We start from the raw sequence: 21,968 nt of genomic DNA, 5'->3' as shown, positions 1-21,968 counted from the left end.
GGCTCAGGAGCGGTCGTGGGCCGACAGCAGTTCGGTGAGCTCCTGCTCGACCTCCTGGCTGGCGACGAACAGCAGCTCGTCGCCCGCCTCCAGCGGGTCGTCGGCCGAGGGGACCAGCACCCGGCCCTCCCGCAGGATCGCGACCAGGGCGGAGTCCACCGGCCAGGGAACCGAGCCGGTCCGCTGGCCCACCACCGGGGCGTCCTCGGCGAGGGTGAGCTCCACCAGGTTGGCCTGGCCCTGCCGGAAGGTCATCAGGCGCACCAGGTCGCCGACGCTGACCGCCTCCTCGACCAGGGCCGACAGCAGACGCGGGGTGGAGACGGCGACGTCCACGCCCCACGACTCGTTGAACAGCCACTCGTTCTTCGGGTGGTTGACGCGGGCGACCACCCGGGGCACGCCGTACTCGGTCTTGGCGAGCAGCGAGACCACGAGGTTGACCTTGTCGTCGCCGGAGGCGGCGATGACCACCTGGCAGCCGTTCAGCCCGGCCTCGTCCAGCGAGGAGATCTCGCAGGCGTCGGCCAGCAGCCACTCGGCCCGCGGCACGCTGTCGATCTTGATGGCGCGGGGGTCGATGTCGATGAGCAGGACCTCGTGGCCGTTCTCCAGAAGCTCGACCGCGATGGAGCGGCCGACGGCTCCGGCGCCGGCGATGGTGACGCGCATCAGTGCTCCTCGTCGGACGGCGGGGCGGACAGCGCCTTGTTGACCCGGTCCATGTCGTTCTCGGCGGCGACCAGGTGGAGGATGTCCCCTTCCTGGACCACGGTCGCGTCCCTGGGGACGAGCGCCTCGCCCATCCGGTTGACGAAGGCCACCCGCGCGCCGGTGGCGTCCTCGATCGCCCTGGCCCGGGTGCCGATCCAGCCCTGGTGGAAGGCCACCTCGGCGAGGACGACCGTACCCGTCGGGTCGCGCCACAGGGGCTCGGCGCCCTCGGGCAGCACCCGGCGCAGGATCTGGTCGGCGGTCCAGCGGACCGTGGCGACGGTGGGGATGCCGAGCCGCTGGTAGACCTCGGCCCGGCGGGGGTCGTAGATGCGGGCGACCACGTTGTCCACGCCGAACATCTCGCGGGCGACCCGCGCGGAGATGATGTTGGAGTTGTCACCGCTGCTCACGGCGACGAAGGCGGCCGCCGAGGCGATGCCCGCCTCCTCGAGGACGTCGCGGTCGAAGCCGATGCCGGTGACCCTGCGGCCCCGGAACCCGGCCCGCAGCCGCCGGAAGGCCTGTGGGTCGCGGTCGATGACCGCGACCGAGTGGCCGTTGTCCTCCAGGATGTGGGCCAGGGTCGAACCGACCCGCCCGCATCCCATGATCACGATATGCATGCTCCCCCGCCGTGGGCGTGTGGCGGACTCCTATTGGAGACAGTATGTCGCCCATGCCGCACACCGCATGACCCGGGCATGGCGCGGGGGGACTAGGCTCAACAGACGTGTCCAAGGTGCCAGATCTTGTCAAGCGGCTCCTCGTGGGGCGTGCCCTGCGCAGCACCCAGCTCCACCACCAGCTGCTGCCCAAGCGTGTGGCACTGCCGGTCTTCGCGAGTGACGCGCTGTCCTCGGTCGCGTACGCGCCGCAGGAGATCCTGGTCATCCTGTCGCTCGCCGGGGTCAGTCTCTACGCCATCAGCCCGTGGGTCGCGGCGGCGGTCGTCCTCGTCATGCTCGTCGTGGTTGCGTCCTACCGGCAGAACGTGCACGCCTACCCCAGCGGCGGCGGCGACTACGAGGTGGCCACGACGAACCTCGGGCCCACCGCCGGGCTGACCGTCGCGAGCGCCCTGCTGGTCGACTACGTGCTGACCGTGGCGGTGTCGGTCGCCAACGGCGCCGACTACGTGGGCGCGACGATCCCGTTCGTCGCCGAGCACCGACCGCTGGTGGCGATAGCCATCGTCGTGCTGCTGACGATCATGAACCTGCGCGGCATCCGGGAGTCGGGTGTCGCGTTCGCCGTGCCCACCTACGCCTTCATGGCCGCGGTCATCGGCATGATCCTGTGGGGCCTGTTCCGCGTGTTCCTGCTCGGTGACGAGCTGCGGGCCCCGACGGCGGGCTACCGGCTCCTCGCCGAGCAGACGGACCTCGCCGGGTTCGCGCTGGCGTTCCTGGTGCTGCGCGCCTTCTCCTCCGGCTGCGCCGCGCTGACCGGCGTCGAGGCGATCAGCAACGGCGTCCCGGCCTTCCGCAAGCCCAAGAGCAGGAACGCCGCGACGACGCTGCTCATGATGGGCCTCATCGCGGTCACGATGTTCGGCGGGATCATCTTCCTCGGCCTGGAGTCCGGGGTGAAGGTGACCGACCCGGCCACCGTGGCCAGGGACCTCATCATCGACGGGCACCCGGCGGGGGCCGGCTACTACCAGCAGCCGATCATCGCGCAGGTCGCCTCGGCCGTCTTCGGCGACGGCTCGGCCCTGTTCGTCGTCATCGCCGCGGTGACCGCGCTGATCCTGTTCCTGGCGGCCAACACCGCGTTCAACGGCTTCCCCGTGCTGGGGTCGATCCTCGCCCAGGACCGCTATCTGCCGCGGCAGCTCCACACCCGCGGCGACCGCCTGGCGTTCAGCAACGGCATCGTCATCCTCGCGGCCGGGGCCTGCCTGCTCATCTGGGCGTTCGACGCGGACGTCAGCAAGCTGCTCAACCTCTACATCGTCGGCGTGTTCGTCTCGTTCACCCTCAGCCAGATCGGGATGGTCCGGCACTGGACCCGGCACCTGAGGACCGAGAGCGACGCGAAGGCCCGCTTCCGCATGATGCGCGCCCGGGTGATCAACGGCTTCGGCGCGGTCATGACCGGGCTGGTGCTCGTCGTCGTGCTGGCGACGAAGTTCACCCACGGCGCGTACATCGTCTGTCTCGCGATGCCGCTGCTCTTCCTCATGATGAAGGGCATCAGGCGGCACTACGACCGGGTCGCCGCGGAGCTCGCCGCGCCGGAGGAGACCGAGGTCGACGAGTCGATGCTGCCCGCCCGCAACCACGCGATCGTTCTCGTCTCCAAGATCCACAAGCCCACGCTCCGGGCCCTCGCGTACGCCAGGGCGACCCGCCCGTCGAGCATCGAGGCCGTGACCGTCAGCGTGGACGCCGGCGAGGTGAGCAAGCTCAAGGACGAGTGGGAGCGGCGCGGCATCGGGGTGCCGCTGAAGATCCTCGACTCGCCGTACCGCGAGATCACCGGCCCGGTGCTGGAGTACGTCAAGTCGCTGCGCCGGAGGTCGCCGCGCGACGTCGTGACCGTCTACATCCCGGAGTACGTGGTCGGCCGCTGGTGGGAGCACCTGCTGCACAACCAGAGCGCGCTGCGGCTCAAGGGCCGCCTGCTGTTCAAGCCCGGCGTGATGGTGACGAGCGTGCCGTGGCAGCTCGCCTCCTCCGACCGGCTCAAGCGACGCAGGGAGCCGTCCGCGCCCGGCGCATCACGCCGTTCCTACCAGCAGCCGTCGAAGGACGCGCAGGTCGGGGCATGACCGATACGAAAGGGGCCGGCCGGATGAACGGGAACGGCAGCACGGCACCGCAGGAGTCCGGAGAGACGCACCCCGCGCGGCTCGAACTGACCGTGGGCGCCGTCGCCAACGGCGGCTGGTGCGTGGCCAGGCACGAGGGCCGGGTCGTGTTCGTCCGGCACGCGCTGCCGGGCGAGCGGGTCGTGGCCGAGGTCACCGAGGAGACCACCCGGTTCCTGCGGGCCGACGCGGTCGAGATCCTGGAGGCCTCACCGGACCGGGTGACGCCGCCCTGCCCGTTCGCCGGCCCCGGCCGGTGCGGCGGGTGCGACTGGCAGCACGCGTCACTGGAGGCGCAGCGCCGGCTCAAGGCCGACGTCGTCGCCGAGCAGTTGCGGCGCCTGGCCGGGCTGGACCACAAGGTCGTGGTCGAGGAGGTGCCGGGGGCGCCGGACGGCCTCGGCTGGCGCACCCGGGTGCAGTTCGCCGTCGACCGGGACGGCTCGGCCGGGCTGCGCAGGCACCGGTCGCACGAGATCGAGCACATCACCGGCTGCCTCATCGCCCATCCCGCCGTCGAGGAGGCCGGGGTGGAACGGCTCGCCTGGCCCGGAGCCTCCTCGGTGGAGGTGGTGGCGGCCTCCGGCGGGGACCGGGCCGTGATCGTCGAACCCCTGCCGCACCGCAGGGCGACGATCCCGGACGTGGACGCCGCGGTCCTCCTCGACGAGGGCAGGCGGGGGACCCGCGCGCTGCGCGGCCGGGCCTCGCTGACCGAGCGGGTGGGGGAGCGGGACTACCGGGTCACCGCGAGCGGGTTCTGGCAGGTCCACCCCGGCGCGGCGGCCACACTGCTCGGCGCCGTGCTCGACCTCGGCCGTCCCGAGCCGGGGGAGTGGGCCCTCGACCTCTACTGCGGCGCCGGTCTGTTCGCCGCCGGCCTGGCCGAGGCGGTCGGCCCGGAGGGCGCCGTGCTCGGCGTCGAGTCGGATCCGCAGGCCGTCCAGGACGCCCGGATCAACCTGCGCGACCTGCCGCAGGCGCAGATCGAGCGGGGGAAGGTCGAGGAGGCCCTCGACCGGCTCGGGATCGAGCGGGCCGACCTGGTGGTCGCCGACCCGCCCCGCGCGGGCCTCGGCCGCCCGGTCGTCGAGCGCGTCGCGCGCCTGGAGGCCCCGCGAATCGTCTACGTCTCTTGCGACCCCGCCACCCTGGCGCGGGACATCGCCTGGTTCGCGCCGTACGGCTACCGCCTGGAGGACCTGCGGGCGTTCGACCAGTATCCGATGACCCACCACGTCGAGTGCGTGGCGCTGCTCGTGCGGGAGTGATCCGGTCCCGGCCGTGCCTCACGCGCTTCGGCGAGCCGGGGCTCACGAGTCGGGATATCCCGAATGCGGGATAATGGACGGATGAAATTGAGGATCTTCACCGAGCCGCAGCAGGGCGCGACCTACGACGACCTGCTCCGGGTGGCGCAGACGGCCGAACGCCTCGGATTCGACGCCTTCTTCCGGTCTGACCACTACCTGCGGATGGGGGACGGCGACCCGGGGCCGGGCCCCACCGACGCCTGGATCACCCTGGCCGGGCTCGCCCGGGAGACCTCGCGCATCCGGCTGGGCACGCTGGTGACCGCCGGGACGTTCCGGCTGCCCGGCCCGCTGGCGATCAGCGTCGCCCAGGTGGACCAGATGAGCGGCGGGCGCGTCGAACTGGGCCTCGGCACCGGCTGGTTCGAGGAGGAGCACACGGCGTACGGCATCCCGTTCCCTCCGCTGGGTGAGCGGTTCGAGCGCTTCGAGGAGCAGCTTGAGATCGTCACCGGCCTGTGGGCGGCGGCGAAGCCGTTCTCCTTCGACGGCGCGCACTATCGGCTGGTGGACTCGCCCGGCCTGCCGAAGCCGGCGCAGCGGCCGCGGCCGCCCCTGATCGTCGGCGGCGGAGGCGCCAAGCGGACCCCGCGGCTGGTCGCGCGGTTCGCCGACGAGTACAACGTGCCGTTCCTCCTGCCCGAGGACACCGCCGCGGCCTTCGACCGGGTCAGGGCGGCGTGCGAGGCGGCGGGGCGCGAGACCGTCCTGCTGTCGGCGGCGCAGATCGCCTGCGTCGGCCGGGACGAGGCGGAGGTCGCCCGGCGGGCCGCCGCCGTCGGCCGGGAGGTCGGCGAACTGCGCGTCAACGGCCTGGCCGGCACCCCGCAGGAGGTCGTCGACAAGATCGGCCGGTTCGCCGAGATGGGCGCGGAGCGTCTCTACCTCCAGATCCTCGACCTCGACGATCTGGAGCACCTGGAGTTGATCGCCACCGAGGTGCTGCCGCACGTCTGAAAAGCCGGTGGCCGGTGAAAGGGGGCATCCGGCACACTTTGCCGGGTGCTCCTGACGATCACGACGACCCTGCGGCCCGCCACGGACCTCGGTTACCTCCTGCACAAGCATCCCGGCCGGGTGCAGGAGTTCGGGCGGTCGTTCGGCACCGCGCGGGTCTTCTACCCGGAGGCGGACGGGGACCGCTGCACGGCGGCGCTGCTCCTGGAGGTCGACCCCGTCCGGCTGGCGCGCTCGCGGGGCTCGTCCTCGCCCGACTTCTCGCTGAGCCAGTACGTCAACGACCGGCCGTACGCCGCGTCGTCGCTGCTGGCGTCGGCGCTCGCCGACGTGTTCCGCACCGCGCGGACCGGGCGCTGCGCCTCCCGGCAGGACCTCGCCGACTCGGCGATCCCGCTGGAGGTCACGCTGCCCGCGCTGCCCTGCCGGGGCGGGTCCGACCTCGCGCGGCGGCTGTTCGCGCCGCTGGGCTGGGAGGTCGACGCCGAGGCCGTACCGCTGGATCCCGGCTTCCCCGAATGGGGCGACTCCCGGTACGTACGGCTCGCGCTGCGGGGGCGGGTGCGCCTGGCCGACGCGCTCAACCACCTGTACGTCCTGCTCCCGGTGCTCGACGACGCCAAGCACTACTGGCTGGCCGGCGACGAGGTCGACAAGCTCGTCCGCGCCGGAGAGGGATGGCTCGCCGGGCATCCGGACAAGGCGCTGATCACCCGGCGCTACCTCGGCCGGCGCAACGCGCTGACGCGCGACGCGTTCGCGCGCCTGGCGGAGGTCGGCGACGACGTCGAGGAGGCCCTGGAGCCACCGGTCGAGGAGGAGCCGGGCAGCGAGCCCGCCGAGACCCCTGAGCTCGCAGAGACCACCGAGATCACGGGACGGCCCGGCCCCGGCGATGACAGCGGTCTCGGGAACGGCAGCGGTGCCGGGGGTGAGCCAGCCGAGGCGCGGGTGCCGCTGAACACCCTGCGCCGGGACGCGGTCGCCGCGGTGCTGACGGAGATCGGCGCGCGCTCGGTGATCGACCTGGGCTGCGGCTCGGGACAGCTGCTCGGCGTCCTGCTGCGCGACCCCGCCCTCACCCGGGTGACCGGCATGGACGTGTCGGCCCGCGCGCTCGCGCTGGCGGGGCGCCGCCTGCGCACCGACCGGATGCCGGACGCCGTGCGCGCCCGCTTCACGCTCTTCCAGGGCTCGCTGACGTACACCGACGCGCGCCTGGCCGGGTACGACGCCGCGGTGCTGATGGAGGTCGTCGAGCACGTGGACCCGTCGCGGCTGCCCGCCCTCGAACAGGTGGTCTTCGGCACGGCCAGGCCGTCCCACGTGATCGTGACGACTCCCAACGTGGAGCACAACGTCAGGTACGAGTTCCTGGCGGGCGACCGGCGGCACCCCGACCACCGGTTCGAGTGGACCCGCGCGGAGTTCGCGCGGTGGGTCGCGGGCGTCTGCGCCGCGTACGGATACACGGCCGATCTGCGGCCGGTCGGTGAGGACGACCCCGAGGTGGGCCCGCCGACCCAGATGGCGGTCTTCGGCAGGAGGGAGGAGCGGCCGTGACGGAGGTCAGCGTGCCGGAGCTGTCGCTGGTGGTGCTGGTGGGCGTCTCCGGCAGCGGCAAGTCGACGTTCGCCGCCCGGCACTTCGCGCCCACCCAGGTCGTCTCCTCCGACTTCTGCCGCGGCCTGGTCTCGGACGACGAGAACGACCAGACGGCGACGTCCGAGGCGTTCGACCTGCTCCACCACATCGTGGGCGTCCGCCTGCGGCGCGGCCTGCTCACGGTGGTCGACGCGACCAACGTGCAGTGGGAGGCCCGCAAGCGGCTGATCGAGCTGGCCAGGTCGCACGACGTGCTCGCCGACGCGATCGTGCTCGACGTGCCCGAGGAGGTGGCCCGCGCCCGCAACGCGGCCCGGCCCGACCGGGCCTTCGGGCCGCACGTCATCACGCGGCAGCGCAGGGAGCTGCGCCGGTCGCTCAGCAAGATCTCCAGGGACGGCTTCCGCCGGGTGCACGTCCTTAGCGGTGACGAGATCGACGACGTGACCGTCACGCGCGAGAAGGCGTGGACCGACAGGACCCACCTCACCGGGCCGTTCGACGTCATCGGCGACGTGCACGGCTGCCGGGCGGAGCTGGAGTCGCTGCTGACCAGGCTCGGCTGGGAGGTCGGGCCGGAGGGCGCGGTCCACCCCGAGGGCCGTACGGCGGTCTTCGTCGGCGACCTCGTCGACCGCGGCCCGGACACGCCAGGGGTGCTGCGGCTGGTCATGGGCATGGTCGCGGCGGGCACCGCGCTGTGCGTGTCCGGCAACCACGAGCGGAAGCTGGTGCGGGCCCTGGACGGCCGCAAGGTGCGGGTCGCGCACGGCCTGGAGCGGTCGCTGGAGCAGCTCGACGCCGAGCCGGCGGAGTTCCGCGCCGCCGCCCGGACGTTCATGGACGGCCTGATCAGCCACTACCGCCTCGACGGGGGCAGGCTGCTCGTCGCGCACGCCGGGCTCAAGGAGGCCTACCACGGGCGCGCCTCCGCACGGGTGCGGTCGTTCGCCCTGTACGGCGACACGACCGGGGAGACCGACGAGTACGGCCTGCCGGTGCGCTACCCCTGGGCGGACGACTACCGGGGCCGCGCGATGGTCGTCTACGGCCACACCCCGGTGCCCGAGCCGGAGTGGGTCAACAACACGATCTGCCTCGACACCGGCGCCGTCTTCGGCGGGCGGCTGACCGCGCTGCGCTACCCGGAGAGGGAGCTGGTGTCGGTCCCGGCCGAGCAGGTCTGGTACGAGCCGGTGCGCCCGCTGACCGCGCGGACGCCCGCCCGCGACCCGGGCGTGCTCGACATCGGCGACGTGGACGGCACCCGTTTCGTGGAGACGCGGTTCGGCGGCCGGATCAGGATCGCGGAGGAGAACTCCCGCGCCGCGCTGGAGATCATGAGCCGGTTCGCCGTGGACCCCCGCTGGCTGGTCTACCTTCCGCCGACCATGGCGCCGCCGGAGACCTCCACGCTGGACGGCTACCTGGAGCACCCGGCCGAGGCGTTCGAGGAGTTGGCCCGCGCGGGGGTGACACGGGTCGTGTGCGAGGAGAAGCACATGGGCTCGCGGGCGATCGCCGTGCTGGCGCGGACGCCGGAGGCGGCGGCGCGCCGTTTCGGGATCGCCGACGGCACGGCGGGCAGCGTCTACACCCGCACGGGCCGGCCCTTCTTCGACACGCGCACGCCGGAACTGGTGGACCGGCTGCGCGAGGCGTGCGCGCCGCTGTGGGAGGCGCTGGACACCGACTGGGTGGCGCTCGACTGCGAGCTGCTGCCCTGGTCGGCCAAGGCCGAGGGCCTGATCCGCGACCAGTACGCCTCGGTGGGAGCGGCCGCGCGGGCGTCGCTGCCCGCGGCGGTCGCGATGCTTGAGACGGCGGCGGAACGTGGCCTGGATGTAGGCGCTCTGCTCGACCGCACCCGCCGCCGCGCTCACAACGCTGCCCTGTTCCGCGACGCCTATGCCCGTTACTGCGGGCCGGTTTCGGGTCTCGACGGCGTACGGCTCGCACCGTTCCAGATCCTCGCCTGCGAGGGCAGGGCGACGGCGGTGGACGAGCCGCACGAATGGCACCTGAAGACCCTCGGCCTGATCGACTCCCCGCTCGTCACCCCGACCCGTCACCGGTTCGTCGACCTGGGCGTACCGGAGGAACGTGACGCGGCCGTGGCGTGGTGGACGGACCTGACCGAGGCCGGGGGCGAGGGAATGGTGGTCAAGCCCGCGTCCTTCACCCCCGTTCCGGTGACCGGGGCGCCTCCGGCCGGGGCTCGGGAGGCCGGCCCGGCCGGCGAAAGGCCGCAGGACGCGCCGCGGCCGGTGAGGGCGCAGCCCGGCGTGAAGGTGCGCGGCCGGGAGTACCTGCGGATCGTCTACGGCCCCGACTACACCGAGTCGCTCGGCCTGCTGCGCCGCAGGTTCACCGGCAGGAAGCGCTCGCTGGCGCTGCGGGAGCACGCGCTCGGGCTGGAGGCGCTGGCGCGCCTCGCGGAGGGGGAGCCGCTCTGGCGGGTCCACGAGGCGGTCTTCGCCGTGCTCGCCCTCGAGTCGGAGCCGGTCGACCCCCGTCTGTGAGACCGGACAGCCCTCGGGTACGGCCTTCCGCTCACGCGACGGGAGCCGTACCCGAGGGCCGGGTCCCGCCGGCCGTTCTCGGATCGCCCGCACCAGGGACCGGACGCGCTGCTCCTCGCCGTACAGGAGGGCGTTCTCCTTGCCGGCGAGGGCGCGGGGCGACCGCCTCCGGCTTCCAGAGGCCCGGCGGCGGGGCTCAGCCCGTGAAGCGGGCCAGGAACAGCCTGAGCCTGAGCTCGTGGTGCTCGCGCGGCAGTCGCCCGCCACGCATGAGGGTCACCAGGCCGTGCAGGGCCGCCCAGAAGGTCTCGGTCAGCGCGCCCAGGCTGTCGGCGCCCGAGTAGGGGCGGACGGCCTCGGCCAGCTCGCCGAAGGCCGCCTGCAGGGCGGGCGGCGCCTCGGGGGTGGCGAACGGCAGCGGGACGATCTGGCTGAACATCACGTCGTAGAGGGCCGGGTGCCGGTCGGCGAAGGCCATGTAGGCCGCGCTGACGCCGGCGATGGCGCGGCGGGCGTCCGGCGCCGCGGTCCTGGCCGCGCGCAGGTCCACGGCCAGGTCGGCGCAGCCCTCCACGGCGACGGCCGCCATGATCGCTTCCTTGCCCTTGAAGTGGCTGTAGAGCACCGGCTGGCTGTACTCGACGCGCTCGGCCAGCCGCCGGGTCGTGACCGCTTCCCAGCCCTCGGCCTCGGCCAGCTCCCGGGCCGCCGTGATGATCAGCTTCTCCCGCTCGGCGCGCTCCCGCTCCCTGCGTGACTGGATCGACATGCCTAGAACTCTAGCAGTGCTAGCGTTTATGGCAACGCTCTGCTAGCGTCATTATTGTTCCTAGCGCTGCTAGTTCCCGGAGAGAGACATGCTCACCCCCATCGCGTACGGCCTCGCCGTCGTCCTCAACCTGTTCGTCCTGTTCATCGGAGCCCGTTTCCTGCTCGCGCCCCACGCGGCGGCCGCCGGCTACGGCGTCCCGGCCAAGAAGGACGGCGACGTCGCCTACCTGACGATCAAGGGCCTGCGTGACGGGGGCTACGGTCTGCTGGGCCTGGCCCTGCTGGCCTTCGCCGGCGCCCGCGCCGAGGCCTGGTACATGCTGATCGTCGCTCTGTTGCCCCTGGGCGACACCCTGATCGTGCTGCGCAACGGCGGCACCCGGGCGGTCGCCTTCGGCATCCACTTCGCGACCGCCGTGATCGTGCTCATCAGTGCCGCCCTGCTCTTCGCCGTCTGACCCCCGCGCCCGTCGCACCACTTCGCTGAAGGACTCCCAGAGGCAGGCAACCCCCGGAGTCCCTCCTGGAGGTTCAGGAGCTCTACGACAACCACCTGCGCACCAGCGCCGTCCGGAACGCGACCAGGAGCGGGCGGCACTAGCATCGCGGCATGGCCCCCACCAAGGCCGACCTCGAGGCGGCCAGGAACGCGACGATCGAGGACGTGCTCGGCCCCGAGCTCGACGTGCTGTTCTGCGGGATCAACCCCAGCCTCTACTCGGCCGCGACCGGTCACCACTTCGCGCGACCGGGCAACCGGTTCTGGCCCGCCCTGCACCTGTCCGGTCTCGTGCCGCGCAGGCTCGCGCCGTCCGAGCAGCACCTGCTCCCGTCGTACGGGCTGGGCATCACCAACATCGCGGCCCGGGCGACCGCCCGTGCCGACGAACTGGACCCGGAGGAGCTCCGCGTGGGCGGCGAGCGGCTCGCGCGGCTGGTGGCGGAGGTCCGGCCCCGCGTCCTGGCGGTAGCGGGGGTGTCGGCCTATCGGGTCGCCTTCGCGCGACCCGCCGCCCGGATCGGCCCGCAGGAGGAGACGATCGGCGGGACGGCGCTGTGGGTGCTGCCCAACCCCAGTGGGCTGAACGCCCATTATGATCTTGACAAGCTCACTGCCGAGTACGCACGGCTGAGGTGCGCCACGTCGCGTTCGCCGGCCGATCGTCCCGAAGGAGGCCGTCCATGACAGCGGCAGCGGATCGCCCCGTCGTCTCATTGATGCTTGCCGTGCCCGACGCGAGCGCAGCCGCACGCTGGTACGCCCAGGCGCTTGGCGCCACCACGCTGTGGGACCTCGGCGGGGTCGTCGGGTTGACGGTCGGTGGAGCACCCTTCTTCCTCGGCGAGCCGGAGAAGAACGGCTGGGCCACTCCCGCCGAGGCGGGCACGAGGACCGTACGAGTCGAGGTTTTCGTCGACGATCCGGACGCCTTCATCGCGCGAGCCGTGGCCGCCGGAGCCGACGGCGGCGTCGATGAGATTCGCGACCACGAGATGCCATGGGGCGTTCACCGCCAGGGCGGTTTCCTCGACCCGTTCGGTCACCTGTGGCTCGTCGGAGACAGGTCCCCGCTCATGGCCCACGAGGTGTGACCGCCGGCCCCTTCAGCCGGCTGAACGCCCACTGGAGGCTGGAGGCCATCGCGGCCGAGATGGCCCGCCTGCGCCCACCGCGGGCCTGACGTGATCGACCGCGGCGGTCAGGGACGGCCCGCCCCGGGCTCCTCGGGGTCCTCCGGCTCCAGGCACCGGTCCGGCTGTGCGCCGTACCCGGCCTGCACCCGTGCGGACAGGAAGCGCGCGGCCTCGTCGAGCGCCTCGTCGGCCTCGTCGAGGTGGCCGAAGTGATTCTGGAAGACGTGCGGCACCTGCGGCCAGACCCGCAGCGTGACCGCCACCTCGTCGGCGGCCGCGCGTCCGGCGAGCCGGACGGCATCGTCCAGCAGGAGTTCGTTCGAGCCGGCCTGCACCAGCAGCGGGGGCAGGCCCCGCAGGTCGGCGAACACGGGGCTCGCCAGCGGCTGGGCGGCATCCTGACCCGCCAGGTAGGGGGTGGCGAACGCCTGGATCGCCTGCCGGGTGAAGATCGGGTCGGCGTCCTCCTTCGTGCGCATGCTCTGCCCGCCGAGTGTCAGGTCGGCCCACGGGGAGAAGACGACGGCGCCCGCCGGCTGCGGCAGGCCGGCGTCGCGGGCCGCGACCAGGGTGGCGACGACCAGCCCGCCGCCCGCGGAGTCCCCGGCGAGCACCAGTTCCTCCGGTCGCACACCCCCGTCGAGCAGTGCCCGGTAGGCGGCGAGGCCGTCGTCCACCGCGGCGGGGAAGGGATGCTCGGGGGCCAGCCGGTAGTCCAGGGACGTCGCCCGCAGCCGGGCACGGCGCGCCAGCTGGGCGGTGACTCCCGCGTGCGTGCCGGGCGACCCCAGGACGTAGCCACCGCCGTGGAAATGGAGCAGCCGCCCGCGGCCGGTGGCGGTGGCCGGGGTCAGGTCGAGGGCGGGACGGCCGGCGAGCACGGTCTCGTGCGCGGCGACGTCGCCGGGCAGGGGCCGGGAGAGCGCCTGGGCGAATCCGGCGCGCTGCTCCGCCAGCGTCGGGTTCGGGGGGGCGGGGGCGTTGCGAAGCAGGGCGTCGACGGCCTCGCGCTGCAGGCGGGTCATCCGGACCTCCATGATGTCGGGGGTGAGAGGATGCATTCCGTGGAATGCACATGTGGCCCCCAAGTCGATTCCGCAGAAGATGATTCCCTGGAATCAACTGAATCGGCGGATGTGACGGACATCACTCGCCTGTTCACCGATCTCGTCCGCGTCGAGACCCGCCTGTACAACGCGGTGAGCGACCGGCTGCGCGCCGAGCACGGCATCGGCCTGGGTCAGTTCGAGTTCCTGCAGATCATCGACGGCCGCCCCGGGTGCCGGGTGCTCGACATCGTGCGCGAGGTGGGAATCACCGTCGGAGCCGTGAGCAAGGCCGTCGACCGGCTTGAGAGCGCGGGTCTGTGCGTGCGCGCGGCGCATCCGGAGGACCGGCGGTCCTCCGTCCTCAGCCTCACGCCGGAGGGGTCCCGGCTCCTGGCCGCGGCCCGCCCGACCCTTGAGGCCGAGCTGGCCGCCCGCACCGCCGCCGTCCCGGCCGCCGACCTCGCACGGACCGCCGGGACGCTCGCCATCCTGCGCACGGTGCTGGAGGAGCACCAGCGGGACGGGGCCTGAGCCCTGTCCCGCCGGCCGGAACGGGCGAGTCTCAGGGGTGGCCCGGGTGGGAGAGGATGCGCCAGGGCGAGGGAGGCGGCAGGGGCGCCACCTCACGGTCGTGGAAGGTCACCATGTCCTCCGCCTCCGCGTACAGCTCGGCGATGATCTCGGCGCACTCGTCGATCACGGCCGGGTCGGTGATCCGCCGGCCGCCCACGTGCGCCCCCATATCGTCGTAGAGGACCTCGTACATCAGGCCCGGGCCGAGGATGAGCAGCTCGGGCAGGGGTCCGCGGTCCTCCAGGTGCCGCACCGACCGGGCGTGCAGCGCCCTCGCCCGCTCACCCGCCCGGGTGCGGGCCGCGAGCAGGACGATCTCCCATTGCAGGTACGGCGTCGGCGGCGTCTCCACGATCCGCAGGCGGCGTAGCTCCGCCCGGGGTGGGAGGTCGTCGGCGAAGCGCATCTCGCCCATCAGCGCGAGCGCCCGGTCCCAGTCTCCGCTCACCATGGCGACCCAGCTCGGCGTGTCGGGCTCGTGGAAGTGCTGGGCGCGTTCAAGCTTCCACACCACGCCCTCCACCTCGCGCAGGTGCTCGTAGAGCTCGGTCCGGTACTCCGCCGCGGGGAGGACTTCTCCCGCGACCTTTCTGACGTGCTCGAACGCTTCTCCGGGCATGGGGCCTCCTCGGCCGAAGCCGAATAGTGGTCGGAGCGCGCCCGGCCCCGGCCCGGATCGAGGAACGTGGCGCGCGTCGATCTTCCGCGGACGTGTGGCGCGTGTCAGTTCCCCGTCGAGTTGCTGCAGGCGCTCGTCTCCGCGGCGTCCAGCAACCTGATCCTGATCTGCCTCGTCCCCGCCGTTCGCTCGGTCTGCGGCACCACCTCGGGTTCCGGCTCGGCTGCCTGCATCTCACCCTCCGTTCATCGGGGTGGCCGCGATCTCTCCCCCGAGGGCGACATGTCGATCGTTGGCCTCCGCCGATGCCGGGTCAAGGCCCAATTCGCGAGCGGCGCGGCCGGTGCCGGTGCCGGGCGAGGCGGAGGACCGTCGTCACCAGCCAGGCCAGGAACAGCAGCTTGGCGACCAGGAACAGCGGCCAGGCGAACCCGGAGACGAACGCGACCACGAGGACCACCGCGGCGACGAGCGGCAGGACCGGTGGCCCGCCCCTCGCGCGCCTCACGCCCGCCCAGTGGGCCCCCCGGGGCGCGCCCCACGCCGCCCCCCAAGGCGCCGCGTACGGTCCCCGGGCCGCGCCGTACGGCCCCCAGGCCGCGGGGAAGCCGTGGCGGTGGTGCCCGGGGTATGGGGATCCGGGCAGGGGAGCCGCGTTCCGGAAGCCGGCCCGGACGTCGGGGAGGAGGTCGGCGGTCACCCGCCGCAGGTCCTCCTCCGTACGGGCGGCGAGGGTGGCGTCGAGGCGCTCGTCGAGTTCCTCGCGGGTGATGCGGCCCTGCGCGAACGCGTCGTGCAGGACCCGCATCACCTCGTCGCGCTCCCTGTCGCCGATGCGCAGGGCGCCGGCGGGGGGCCGCCGGCCGGCCCCGCCGCCGCGCCCGCCGCCGGTGTCGTCGGGGAATGCCATGGTCACTCCTCGGCGGGGTCGCCGTCGGCGAGGATCCGGTAGAGCTGCCGCCGGGTCTCGGTCAGGACCTGCCTGGCCTGCCTGATCTGCCCGTCGCTGCCCGACTGGGCGATCTGGAACAGCGCCGACGCCGCCTGCCGGGACAGGCCGAACAGCTCGTGGACGTCGTCCCCGATGTCCGGCGTCATCTCCTCCCAGGGAGCGCGCACCTCGGTCTCGTGCTGCGCGACGTACTCCCGGCCGGCCTCGGTGAGCTGGAACGTCTTGCGCCCGTCGGTCTCCTCGGCACGGACCAGGCCCTCGTCGCTGAGCTGCTGGAGCGCGGGGTACACCGCGCCCGGGCTGGGCTTCCAGCCGCCCTGGCTGCGCTCGGCGATCTCCTGGATGATCTGGTAGCCGTTGCGCGGCTCCTCCGCGAGCAGGGCGAGGATCGCCGCGCGCACGTCACCCCGCTTGGCCTTGCGGGGCCGCCCGAAACCCCGGCCGCCGAACGGGAAGTTCCCGCCCGCCCACGGCCCGAACGGGCCGCCCGGACCGCCCGGACCGAAACCGCCCCACGGGCCGCGCCCCCGCATGCCGCCCCTGTGCCGGTGCTCGTGCGGACCGGTCTCCTGATGCTCCTGGTGCCACATGGCCGCCTCCTTCATGTTCGCGTACGCCCGGCGCAGGGCGCGCCGCAGGTGGCGGCGCATCTCGTCGCGGAGCGCGTCCCGGGCGTCCCGGGGGTCGTGGCCGGCCCAGGGCCCGCCGAACGTGTGTGCCTGGCTCATCGCGTGTCCCTTCTTTCCGATCCGTTCTCGATGCCTCAACGATATATCGAGATTGTTCTCCTGGCGCATTCGGGGAAGAGTGATGTAGCTCACCCGGAACTTTTTCCGGTTGCGGGGAACACCGGCCGAGACCGTAGCGTTATCTGCCACAGGCGGGATCGTTCTGCTCTGGGAGGGCTGGGGGGTGCTCTTGGAGCGGGACGATCCCGCACCCTTTTCTCGCGGCGGCCCGCCCCGCCGCGTTCTTCGACTCCGGGACTGCCGCGGCGCCGATGACGAGAGCCCGACACAGGTCCGGCCTCGTGGGCGCTTCGCGGATTTTGTCGGTGCTTTGCCGTACAGTCTCAAGGCGTGATCTTGACATGATGGGGCACTCGCACGCCCTCAGCGGGGCGGCGGTGTGGCTCGCGGTCGCGCCGGCCCTGGTGGCGCTGCCGGGCGCGGTGGGCCATGCGGAACTGGCGACGCTGACGGGCCCGATCCTCACCCCGCCGGAACTCGTCGCGGGGGCGGTGGTCTGCGCGGGCGCGGCCATGCTGCCCGACCTCGACCATCCGAGCGCCACGATCGCCCAGACGTTCGGCCCGGCGACCTACCTGCTGAGCAAGGGCGTCAACTTCGTGAGCGGCGGGCACCGGCACGCGACGCACTCGTTGCTGTTCAGCGTCGTGATGGGGGTGGGCGCGCACCTGCTCGGCGACCGCTACGCGGTGGGCCGCGACATCCTGGTCGTCCTGATGATCGGCCTGGCGCTGCGCGCGGTGGGGCTCGGCGTGCCCGGCAAGACGCTCATCTCCGCGGTGGTGAACGTCGGGATGACCGCCGCGCTGTTCCTGACGTTCATGACGCTCGGGGTCACCTACTCCTGGCTGGGGATCGCCATCGGGGTCGGCTGTCTCGTGCACGTCATCGGCGACTGCCTGACCGAGCGCGGCTGTCCCGTCTTATGGCCGATCAAGGGGCGCTGGCTCCTGCCGTTCGACATCGGCATCAAGACCGGCAGGGCTTTCGAGAAGCAGTTCCTCGGCCCGGCCCTGTCGATCGTGGTGATCGCGCTGCTCTGCCTGCGGCTGATGCCCGCCTGAGCGCGGGCCGGCGGCCTGCGGAGGCGCGAAATCCGGGTACCTACTCACAAGTAACTTGATGTCGAGATATCCGGGGAGATATCTTGATATCGAGACATCCTCGCGCCGCACAGGTAAGGGCGACCTCATTGTCAGGAGTGTTCCTTCGGTGCGGGAGGATGCATAGCGAACTTGTGAACAAGCCCGGAACCCTGGGGAGGCGAACTTCGTGTCCGCGAACAGCTTCGGCAGCCGTGACACGCTGCGCGTCGGTGACGCGTCATACGAGATCTACCGGCTGGACGCCGTCGAGGGGTCGGCGCGCCTCCCGTACAGCCTGAAGATCCTGCTGGAGAACCTGCTGCGCACCGAGGACGGCGCGAACATCACCGCCGACCACATCCGCGCGCTCGCCGGCTGGGACCCGAACGCCACGCCGAGCGTGGAGATCCAGTTCACCCCGGCCCGAGTGATCATGCAGGACTTCACCGGCGTCCCGTGCGTGGTGGACCTCGCCACCATGCGTGAGGCCGTCCGCGATCTGGGCGGGGACCCCGCGAAGATCAACCCGCTGGCCCCCGCCGAGATGGTCATCGACCACTCGGTCATCGTGGACTACTTCGGCCACCCCGACTCCTTCCAGCGCAACGTCGACCGGGAGTACGAGCGCAACCGCGAGCGCTACCAGTTCCTGCGCTGGGGCCAGACGGCCTTCGACGAGTTCAAGGTCGTGCCGCCGGGCACCGGGATCGTCCACCAGGTCAACATCGAGCACCTGGCCCGGGTCGTCATGATCCGCGACGGCCGGGCGTACCCCGACACCTGCGTGGGCACCGACTCGCACACCACGATGGAGAACGGCATCGGCGTCCTCGGCTGGGGCGTCGGCGGCATCGAGGCCGAGGCCGCGATGCTCGGCCAGCCGATCTCCATGCTGATCCCCAGGGTGGTCGGGTTCAAGCTGACCGGCAAGCTGCCCGCCGGCGCCACCGCCACCGACCTCGTGCTCACGATCACCGAGATGCTGCGCAAGCACGGCGTCGTCGGCAAGTTCGTCGAGTTCTACGGCGAGGGCGTCAGCAGCGTGCCGCTGGCCAACCGCGCCACGATCGGCAACATGAGCCCGGAGTTCGGCTCCACCTGCGCCATCTTCCCGATCGACGGCCAGACGACCGACTACCTCACGCTCACCGGCCGCTCGCCCGAGCAGGTCGCGCTGGTCGAGGCGTACGCCAAGGAGCAGGGCCTGTGGCTCGACCCCTCGGCCCCCGAGCCCGTCTTCAGCGAGTACATCGAGCTCGACCTGGCGACCGTCGTCCCGTCGATCGCCGGGCCGAAGCGCCCGCAGGACCGCATCCCGCTGTCGGACGCCAAGTCGGCCTGGCGCGCGGCGGTGCGCACGTACGTCACGGACGAATGCATCGAGGGCCCCGCCGACGAGGCGTCGGCCGAGTCGTTCCCGGCCTCCGACTCGCCCGCGATCTCCCACAGCGGAGCGGGCGACGTGCCGCACGCCGTGCGGCGTAACGGCGAGCGGCCGCACCGCCCGACGCGGGTCACGCCGGCGGACGGCGCCTCGTTCGAGATCGACCACGGCGTGGTCACCATCGCCGCGATCACCTCCTGCACCAACACGTCCAACCCGTACGTCATGCTCGGCGCGGCCCTGCTCGCCAGGAACGCCGTCGACAAGGGCCTGGCGCGCAAGCCGTGGGTGAAGACCTCCCTCGCCCCGGGCAGCCAGGTCGTCACCGGCTACTTCGAGCGGTCCGGCCTCCAGCCGTACCTCGACAAGCTCGGTTTCAACCTGGTCGGGTACGGCTGCACCACCTGCATCGGCAACTCCGGCCCGCTGGACCCGGAGATCTCCGAGGCGATCCAGGAGAACGACCTCGCGGTCACCGCCGTGCTGTCGGGCAACCGCAACTTCGAGGGGCGCATCAACCCCGACGTCAAGATGAACTACCTGGCCTCGCCGCCGCTGGTCGTGGCGTACGCGCTGGCCGGGACGATGGACATCGACCTGAACAACGAACCGCTCGGCGTCGGCGCCGACGGGCAGCCGGTCTTCCTCAAGGACATCTGGCCCGCGCCCGAGGAGGTCGCGGCCGTGGTGTCCGAGTCGATCGGCCAGGACATGTTCCTGCGCGACTACGCGGACGTGTTCAAGGGCGACGAGCACTGGCGGTCGCTGCCGATCCCGACCGGTGACACCTTCGAGTGGGACTCCGACTCGACGTACGTCCGCAAGGCGCCGTACTTCGACGGCATGCCCGCCAAGCCCGAGCCGGTGACGGACATCAGGGGCGCCCGGGTTCTCGCCAAACTGGGCGACTCGGTCACGACCGACCACATCTCGCCCGCCGGATCGATCAAGGCCGACACTCCGGCCGGTCGCTACCTGCGCGAGCACGGCGTCGAGGTCAGGGACTTCAACTCCTACGGCTCCCGCCGCGGCAACCACGAGGTGATGATCCGCGGCACCTTCGCCAACATCCGGCTGCGCAACCTGCTGCTGGACGGCGTGGAGGGCGGCTTCACCCGCGACTTCACCAAGGGCGGGGAGCAGGCGTTCATCTACGACGCCTCGCAGAACTACCAGGCCGCCGGCATCCCGCTGGTCGTCCTGGCCGGCAAGGAGTACGGCTCGGGCTCGTCGCGCGACTGGGCGGCCAAGGGCACCGCGCTGCTCGGCGTCCGCGCCGTCATCGCCGAGTCGTACGAGCGCATCCACCGGTCGAACCTGATCGGCATGGGCGTGCTGCCGCTGCAGTTCCCCGAGGGCGAGACGGCGCAGTCGCTCGGCCTGACGGGCGAGGAGACCTTCGACATCGTCGGCGTCGAGGAGCTCAACGCCGGCGCGACCCCCGCCACCGTGACCGTGCGGGCCGGGGACGTCGAGTTCCAGGCCGTGGTGCGGATCGACACCCCGGGAGAGGCCGACTACTACCGCCACGGCGGCATCATGCAGTACGTCCTGCGCTCCCTGCTCGCCAAGAGCTGAACCACATCCTCGCTGGACACGGCGTCGTCCTGGGCGGAATCCAGTCCCGTCCAGGACGACGCCGTCGTCCTACAACATGTCGGCGACCCAGTCGGTGATCTCCGACATGACGTCGGGCGGGACCACTCCGATTCTTGTGCCGAAGCGTTCGGGTGAGAGCGCGCGGAGCTGTTCGACCATCGCCCAGCTCGTCTTCGGCAGCCCCGTCTCCTCGGGCGTCATCTCGATGTGCGTGTCCCAGTCGCGGAACCGCGTCGTCAACGGGATGGCGAGCACGGGATCTCGCACAAGCCTGTTGAAGATGTCGTTGCTGACGACGACGGCGGGCCGCTTGTACCCTTGCTCGCGGCCGATCGGCTCGCCGAGGCTGGCCCACCAGATATCGCCTTGCCTAGCCCTCATTCCTCTCCTTAGGTCCGTCGGGGAGATCTTCGGGCAGATCGAGCAGACCTTCCCAATCGGGGGCGATGCGATTCGACGGAGGGCCGAGCCACAGGTCGCGCTCGGCGACGTACTCCGCCCAGCTTTCGGGGTCTTCCCTTCGCGTCCGCTCCATCTGCGCCGCGACACGCTGCCAGCGGAGCTTCTTCCTGTGCTCCTTCACGGCGTCCTCGACCAATGCGGTCATGCTCTTGCCTTCCTGCTCCGAGAGGCGCGCTATCAAGTCCCTGATCTCGACACTGACCCGGATCGTCGTGTGGCGTTGCTCGCTGCTCATACTGCGAGGCTACGATCCTGTCTACAAAGGGGTCTACAGAAAGCGCTATGGCGCTGTCGCTGTAGGGGAGTCTACGGACCCTGTGATTACTCTCGCAACATATATTGATTACTGACGGTGATTGTCTAGGTTCCCGGGCCGGATATCCGGTTGCCGCGCCGCGGGGAGCCCCCGCTAGGGTCCCGCCATGGATCACGAGGCGGCGTTGCTGCTGGTCGCGGGAGTGGCCGTCTTCGCCGGGGCGGTCGTGCAGGGCGGGGTGGGGTTCGGGCTCGGCCTGGTGGCGGCTCCCGTGATCACCCTGCTCGACCCGACGGTGATGCCCGGCGCGGTGCAGGTCGTCAACATGACGATGCCGCTGCTCACGCTGGCCCGGGAGTGGCGCCGGACCGAGTGGCGGGGCGTGGGCTTCGCCCTCCTCGGCAGGCTGCCGGGAAGCGCCGCCGGGGCCCTGGTGATCGTCTACGTCAGCACGGCGACGCTGGGCGTGCTGGTCGGCGTCATGGTGCTGGCCGCGGTGGTGCTGACGGCGCGCGCCGTCGCGGTGCCCCGCAACGGCGCGACGCTGACCGCGGCCGGGTTCCTGTCGGGCATCACCGGCACGGCCACGGGGATCGGCGGGCCGCCGATCGCCCTCGTCTACCAGAGCGCCCGCGGCCCGGAGATCCGGGCGACGCTGGCGACGTTCTTCTGCCTGAGCGCCGCGCAGTCGCTCGTCATCCTCGGCCTCCTCGGCAGGCTGCCGGCCCGCGCACTGGTCGCGGGGGCGGCGCTGGTGCCGTTCGTCCTGCTCGGCCACGCCGCGTCGGGGCCGCTGCGGCGCTATCTCGACGGCGGACGGGTGCGCGGGGCCGTCCTCGCCGTGGCGGCGGTCTCCGCGTGCGCGCTCCTCGGCCAGAGTCTCGCCCGGTGAGCGCGCACGTGCCCCG

22 protein-coding genes are annotated in these 21,968 nt (G+C 72.0%); 12 read left to right on the top strand and 10 right to left on the bottom strand.

Annotated features, from left to right (window positions below; translation table 11 throughout):
- Nucleotides 1–3 precede the first annotated feature (3 nt).
- Nucleotides 4–672 (bottom strand): potassium channel family protein, encoded by a 669-nt coding sequence (locus HHX33_RS09850; RefSeq protein ID WP_111698082.1) that lies wholly within the window; start codon nucleotides 670–672, stop codon nucleotides 4–6.
- Nucleotides 672–1,340 carry a potassium channel family protein gene (locus HHX33_RS09845; protein WP_111698081.1) on the bottom strand — a complete coding sequence of 223 codons (669 nt, stop codon included), beginning with the start codon at nucleotides 1,338–1,340 and terminating at the stop codon, nucleotides 672–674. Before HHX33_RS09845 ends, HHX33_RS09850 begins: the two co-directional genes overlap by 1 nt.
- 107 nt (nucleotides 1,341–1,447) lie before the next feature.
- Here HHX33_RS09845 and HHX33_RS09840 point away from each other — a divergent pair, with 107 nt between their 5' ends.
- The 5 genes from HHX33_RS09840 (at nucleotide 1,448) to HHX33_RS09820 (ending at nucleotide 9,926) form a co-directional block, all read left to right on the top strand.
- Nucleotides 1,448–3,490 carry an APC family permease gene (locus HHX33_RS09840; protein ID WP_182874293.1) on the top strand — a complete coding sequence of 681 codons (2,043 nt, stop codon included), beginning with the start codon at nucleotides 1,448–1,450 and terminating at the stop codon, nucleotides 3,488–3,490.
- A 23-nt stretch (nucleotides 3,491–3,513) separates the two neighbouring features.
- The gene (locus HHX33_RS09835; RefSeq protein ID WP_182874435.1) at nucleotides 3,514–4,800 is read left to right on the top strand and encodes a class I SAM-dependent RNA methyltransferase; all 1,287 of its coding nucleotides are present in this window, start codon (nucleotides 3,514–3,516) and stop codon (nucleotides 4,798–4,800) included.
- Between the two features lie 81 nt (nucleotides 4,801–4,881).
- Nucleotides 4,882–5,799, top strand: coding sequence for an LLM class F420-dependent oxidoreductase (locus tag HHX33_RS09830; protein ID WP_182874292.1), 918 nt, complete (start codon nucleotides 4,882–4,884; stop codon nucleotides 5,797–5,799).
- A 45-nt stretch (nucleotides 5,800–5,844) separates the two neighbouring features.
- Nucleotides 5,845–7,362: a 3' terminal RNA ribose 2'-O-methyltransferase Hen1 gene (locus HHX33_RS09825; protein ID WP_182874291.1), complete on the top strand. Its 1,518-nt coding sequence runs from the start codon at nucleotides 5,845–5,847 to the stop codon at nucleotides 7,360–7,362.
- Entirely contained in the window at nucleotides 7,359–9,926 is a 2,568-nt protein-coding gene (locus tag HHX33_RS09820; RefSeq protein ID WP_182874290.1) for a polynucleotide kinase-phosphatase, read from the top strand. Before HHX33_RS09825 ends, HHX33_RS09820 begins: the two co-directional genes overlap by 4 nt.
- Before the next feature lie 196 nt (nucleotides 9,927–10,122).
- Here HHX33_RS09820 and HHX33_RS09815 read toward each other — a convergent pair whose 3' ends face one another.
- Nucleotides 10,123–10,695, bottom strand: coding sequence for a TetR/AcrR family transcriptional regulator (locus HHX33_RS09815; protein WP_182874289.1), 573 nt, complete (start codon nucleotides 10,693–10,695; stop codon nucleotides 10,123–10,125).
- An 88-nt stretch (nucleotides 10,696–10,783) separates the two neighbouring features.
- On the opposite strand from HHX33_RS09815, the gene HHX33_RS09810 reads away from it, so the two are divergent.
- From HHX33_RS09810 to HHX33_RS09800, 3 genes are all read left to right on the top strand, one after another.
- Nucleotides 10,784–11,155 carry a DUF4267 domain-containing protein gene (locus HHX33_RS09810; RefSeq protein WP_182874288.1) on the top strand — a complete coding sequence of 124 codons (372 nt, stop codon included), beginning with the start codon at nucleotides 10,784–10,786 and terminating at the stop codon, nucleotides 11,153–11,155.
- A gap of 152 nt (nucleotides 11,156–11,307) precedes the next feature.
- Nucleotides 11,308–11,883: a G/U mismatch-specific DNA glycosylase gene (mug, locus tag HHX33_RS09805; protein WP_182874287.1), complete on the top strand. Its 576-nt coding sequence runs from the start codon at nucleotides 11,308–11,310 to the stop codon at nucleotides 11,881–11,883.
- Complete coding sequence (locus HHX33_RS09800) at nucleotides 11,880–12,290, top strand: VOC family protein (RefSeq protein ID WP_182874286.1); 411 nt, start codon at nucleotides 11,880–11,882, stop codon at nucleotides 12,288–12,290. The genes mug and HHX33_RS09800 overlap by 4 nt, the downstream gene beginning before the upstream one ends.
- Before the next feature lie 107 nt (nucleotides 12,291–12,397).
- On the opposite strand, the gene HHX33_RS09795 is transcribed toward HHX33_RS09800, so the two are convergent.
- Nucleotides 12,398–13,357, bottom strand: a complete 960-nt coding sequence (locus HHX33_RS09795) for an alpha/beta hydrolase (RefSeq protein ID WP_182874285.1) — start codon at nucleotides 13,355–13,357, stop codon at nucleotides 12,398–12,400.
- A gap of 111 nt (nucleotides 13,358–13,468) precedes the next feature.
- On the opposite strand from HHX33_RS09795, the gene HHX33_RS09790 reads away from it, so the two are divergent.
- Entirely contained in the window at nucleotides 13,469–13,912 is a 444-nt protein-coding gene (locus tag HHX33_RS09790) for a MarR family winged helix-turn-helix transcriptional regulator (RefSeq protein ID WP_182874284.1), read from the top strand.
- Nucleotides 13,913–13,943: 31 nt separating this feature from the next.
- Here the strand turns inward: HHX33_RS09790 and HHX33_RS09785 are convergent, their stop codons facing one another.
- The 4 genes from HHX33_RS09785 to HHX33_RS09775 form a co-directional block, all read right to left on the bottom strand.
- Nucleotides 13,944–14,573, bottom strand: coding sequence for a DUF6879 family protein (locus HHX33_RS09785; protein ID WP_182874283.1), 630 nt, complete (start codon nucleotides 14,571–14,573; stop codon nucleotides 13,944–13,946).
- Between the two features lie 104 nt (nucleotides 14,574–14,677).
- On the bottom strand, nucleotides 14,678–14,806 hold the full coding sequence (locus HHX33_RS35760) for a hypothetical protein (protein WP_259402306.1): 129 nt from the start codon (nucleotides 14,804–14,806) through the stop codon (nucleotides 14,678–14,680).
- 80 nt (nucleotides 14,807–14,886) lie between these two features.
- Nucleotides 14,887–15,483: a DUF1707 SHOCT-like domain-containing protein gene (locus HHX33_RS34950; RefSeq protein WP_259402305.1), complete on the bottom strand. Its 597-nt coding sequence runs from the start codon at nucleotides 15,481–15,483 to the stop codon at nucleotides 14,887–14,889.
- Between the two features lie 2 nt (nucleotides 15,484–15,485).
- Nucleotides 15,486–16,253, bottom strand: coding sequence for a PadR family transcriptional regulator (locus tag HHX33_RS09775; RefSeq protein WP_182874282.1), 768 nt, complete (start codon nucleotides 16,251–16,253; stop codon nucleotides 15,486–15,488).
- A gap of 362 nt (nucleotides 16,254–16,615) precedes the next feature.
- Here HHX33_RS09775 and HHX33_RS09770 point away from each other — a divergent pair, with 362 nt between their 5' ends.
- Both HHX33_RS09770 and HHX33_RS09765 read left to right on the top strand, forming a co-directional pair.
- Nucleotides 16,616–17,338, top strand: a complete 723-nt coding sequence (locus HHX33_RS09770) for a metal-dependent hydrolase (RefSeq protein WP_182874281.1) — start codon at nucleotides 16,616–16,618, stop codon at nucleotides 17,336–17,338.
- A gap of 208 nt (nucleotides 17,339–17,546) precedes the next feature.
- Nucleotides 17,547–20,321 (top strand): aconitate hydratase, encoded by a 2,775-nt coding sequence (locus HHX33_RS09765; RefSeq protein WP_111698064.1) that lies wholly within the window; start codon nucleotides 17,547–17,549, stop codon nucleotides 20,319–20,321.
- A gap of 69 nt (nucleotides 20,322–20,390) precedes the next feature.
- Here HHX33_RS09765 and HHX33_RS09760 read toward each other — a convergent pair whose 3' ends face one another.
- Both HHX33_RS09760 and HHX33_RS09755 read right to left on the bottom strand, forming a co-directional pair.
- Nucleotides 20,391–20,723 carry a type II toxin-antitoxin system PemK/MazF family toxin gene (locus HHX33_RS09760; protein WP_182874280.1) on the bottom strand — a complete coding sequence of 111 codons (333 nt, stop codon included), beginning with the start codon at nucleotides 20,721–20,723 and terminating at the stop codon, nucleotides 20,391–20,393.
- Nucleotides 20,713–21,039 (bottom strand): hypothetical protein, encoded by a 327-nt coding sequence (locus HHX33_RS09755; protein ID WP_182874279.1) that lies wholly within the window; start codon nucleotides 21,037–21,039, stop codon nucleotides 20,713–20,715. The genes HHX33_RS09760 and HHX33_RS09755 overlap by 11 nt, the downstream gene beginning before the upstream one ends.
- Nucleotides 21,040–21,226: 187 nt before the next feature.
- On the opposite strand from HHX33_RS09755, the gene HHX33_RS09750 reads away from it, so the two are divergent.
- Nucleotides 21,227–21,952: a sulfite exporter TauE/SafE family protein gene (locus tag HHX33_RS09750; RefSeq protein ID WP_182874278.1), complete on the top strand. Its 726-nt coding sequence runs from the start codon at nucleotides 21,227–21,229 to the stop codon at nucleotides 21,950–21,952.
- Nucleotides 21,953–21,968 lie beyond the last annotated feature (16 nt).

The organism is Microbispora sp. H10670, from assembly GCF_014161385.1.
Lineage (GTDB): Bacteria > Actinomycetota > Actinomycetes > Streptosporangiales > Streptosporangiaceae > Microbispora > Microbispora triticiradicis.
The sequence above is the reverse complement of the archived record's forward strand: the minus strand, read 5'-3'. Positions and strand labels throughout refer to the sequence as shown.

What these genes read in the sequence shown, in the direction of transcription:
- mug (WP_182874287.1), top strand. Translation starts at nt 11,308, where the DNA reads ATGGCCCCCACCAAGGCCGACCTCGAGGCGGCCAGGAACGCGACGATC.
- HHX33_RS09750 (WP_182874278.1), top strand. Translation starts at nt 21,227, where the DNA reads ATGGATCACGAGGCGGCGTTGCTGCTGGTCGCGGGAGTGGCCGTCTTC.
- HHX33_RS09845 (WP_111698081.1), bottom strand. Translation starts at nt 1,340, where the DNA reads ATGCATATCGTGATCATGGGATGCGGGCGGGTCGGTTCGACCCTGGCC.
- HHX33_RS09760 (WP_182874280.1), bottom strand. Translation starts at nt 20,723, where the DNA reads ATGAGGGCTAGGCAAGGCGATATCTGGTGGGCCAGCCTCGGCGAGCCG.
- HHX33_RS09755 (WP_182874279.1), bottom strand. Translation starts at nt 21,039, where the DNA reads ATGAGCAGCGAGCAACGCCACACGACGATCCGGGTCAGTGTCGAGATC.
- HHX33_RS09850 (WP_111698082.1), bottom strand. Translation starts at nt 672, where the DNA reads ATGCGCGTCACCATCGCCGGCGCCGGAGCCGTCGGCCGCTCCATCGCG.
- HHX33_RS34950 (WP_259402305.1), bottom strand. Translation starts at nt 15,483, where the DNA reads ATGGCATTCCCCGACGACACCGGCGGCGGGCGCGGCGGCGGGGCCGGC.
- HHX33_RS09770 (WP_182874281.1), top strand. Translation starts at nt 16,616, where the DNA reads ATGATGGGGCACTCGCACGCCCTCAGCGGGGCGGCGGTGTGGCTCGCG.
- HHX33_RS09800 (WP_182874286.1), top strand. Translation starts at nt 11,880, where the DNA reads ATGACAGCGGCAGCGGATCGCCCCGTCGTCTCATTGATGCTTGCCGTG.
- HHX33_RS09830 (WP_182874292.1), top strand. Translation starts at nt 4,882, where the DNA reads ATGAAATTGAGGATCTTCACCGAGCCGCAGCAGGGCGCGACCTACGAC.
- HHX33_RS09810 (WP_182874288.1), top strand. Translation starts at nt 10,784, where the DNA reads ATGCTCACCCCCATCGCGTACGGCCTCGCCGTCGTCCTCAACCTGTTC.
- HHX33_RS09775 (WP_182874282.1), bottom strand. Translation starts at nt 16,253, where the DNA reads ATGAGCCAGGCACACACGTTCGGCGGGCCCTGGGCCGGCCACGACCCC.
- HHX33_RS35760 (WP_259402306.1), bottom strand. Translation starts at nt 14,806, where the DNA reads ATGCAGGCAGCCGAGCCGGAACCCGAGGTGGTGCCGCAGACCGAGCGA.
- HHX33_RS09835 (WP_182874435.1), top strand. Translation starts at nt 3,514, where the DNA reads ATGAACGGGAACGGCAGCACGGCACCGCAGGAGTCCGGAGAGACGCAC.
- HHX33_RS09795 (WP_182874285.1), bottom strand. Translation starts at nt 13,357, where the DNA reads ATGACCCGCCTGCAGCGCGAGGCCGTCGACGCCCTGCTTCGCAACGCC.
- HHX33_RS09785 (WP_182874283.1), bottom strand. Translation starts at nt 14,573, where the DNA reads ATGCCCGGAGAAGCGTTCGAGCACGTCAGAAAGGTCGCGGGAGAAGTC.
- HHX33_RS09815 (WP_182874289.1), bottom strand. Translation starts at nt 10,695, where the DNA reads ATGTCGATCCAGTCACGCAGGGAGCGGGAGCGCGCCGAGCGGGAGAAG.